The following is a 1,648-nucleotide window of genomic DNA, read 5'->3' on the forward strand; positions in this document are numbered from 1 at the left end:
CATCCGCATAGGATATCGCCGCCGCTACATAGCGTTCCATCACCGCCTGCGCCCGCTCCTCGCCGATCGTGCGCGTGCAACACACCACGCCGAGCACCGGTCGTTCCATTAAGCCTTTCTCCCGACGGGGCGCGGCGTCGCGCCCCTGTTACACGATCTAACTGTGATCACTGTTTGAGTCAATGACCCGCGCAGTGCTCAACCCAGCAGCTCCGAGACCGCGCGGTGCGCCTGATCCATCGCCACGTCGGTATAGGCGCCGCCGCCCGAATCCGCATTGGCGATTGTGATCGCACCGAAGCGGGCGCGCGCCGCCTTGAGCGGAAGCCCCTCGTCGGGGTCGACCAGCGAATTATATTCGGGCGCATAACCGTGCGGCCAGCGATTGACGGTGATCCCAACGATATCGCGCGCCGGATCGAACCCGCTCCCGGCCATCGCCCGCGCCATCTGGTTGCGGATGTTGCGCTCGAAGGTTTCGAGCGGGGTGGTGAGCAGATCCATCCGCCCCACCTGATGCTGCTGGCGTTCGGGGAGGCCCGGTTTCGCCGGGGTGCGCGTCATATGGACGAGGATCGGCTCGTCGGGCGAACGCGGGGTCTGATAGCGCCCGATATGCTGCGCCTGCATCAGGCCGAAATCGGTATGATAGCCGCCCGGGCAAGAGACATTGGCGACGCCCAATTTGGCAAAAGCCTGCCAGTTGCGCAGCGCGACGGTGGTATAGACCAGCGGCGTCTTGATCAGATAATGCAGCGCCGCCTTCTGCGCCTCGGGCAGCTCGGGGCAGATATAGGGGATCATCATGTTCCACGACGCCAGCACGACATGCTTGGCGCGCACGCGATAGGTCTTGCCGAACCGCCGATAGATGACCGCCGCCCCGGTCCGGCCATTGGGGCTGGTGTTGGCCGCATTGACGACGATGCTGGAAAGCCGGATCCGCACCGCATTGCCCGGCCGATCGAGCTGGCCATAATCCGCGCGCGCGGTAACGATGCCTTCCGCGCTATCCGCCGGGATCGCCGCCGGGATCAGATGACGCACCAGGAGCCGCGCGATCGAGGCGTTGCCGTCGGGGAAATGGAATTCGTAGGAACCGCCGGTCGCCGCATAGCCGCCCGGCGTATAGCCCATCCGCGGGGTGGCGCCCGGCGCGAGCTTCAGCCCCTGGAACCCCGAAAGGCCGCTGCCCCAGCAATCGAGCGCCGAAACCGCGTCGATCCCGCACCCCCAAAGCCCGTCAGTCTGGTGCTGGTAGAAAGCGATGACGCCCGGATCGGCCTTCGCATGCTGCAACAGGAAATCGCGATAGCTGATACGCGACAGACGATCCTTCTTCTCGTCCGACGACAGCCCCGGCAGATAATCGGTATCGCCCGTCTCGATATCGAGGATGTCGCGGCGGACCGCTGCCGACAGCGGCGCCTCGGCGAGAAACGCGGCATAACCCTCGCGCGATTTCGGCCCGCGACGACCGCCGGGGCTGCGCACGAGCTTGTCCTCGCCGAAGGTCTCCTTGTCGAAGAATACCCCATCGCCGAGCCCGAGCCCGCTATACAGATCATGATCGTCGGACGCCTTGGCCAGCTCCTCCGGGCGTATCCCGAGCGTCTTCATGACCCCGTCCGCCACCGCGCTATAGGGC

At 65.4% G+C, this 1,648-nt stretch carries 1 protein-coding gene; it reads right to left on the reverse strand.

Annotated elements, in window-relative coordinates; genetic code table 11:
* Window positions 1–198: 198 nt before the first annotated feature.
* The coding region (locus BGN95_RS18835; protein ID WP_286773657.1) for a hypothetical protein at window positions 199–1,648 on the reverse strand (1,450 nt) is incomplete at its 5' end.

It is taken from the genome of Sphingomonas sp. 66-10 (assembly GCF_001897045.1).
Taxonomy (GTDB): domain Bacteria; phylum Pseudomonadota; class Alphaproteobacteria; order Sphingomonadales; family Sphingomonadaceae; genus Sphingomonas; species Sphingomonas lycopersici.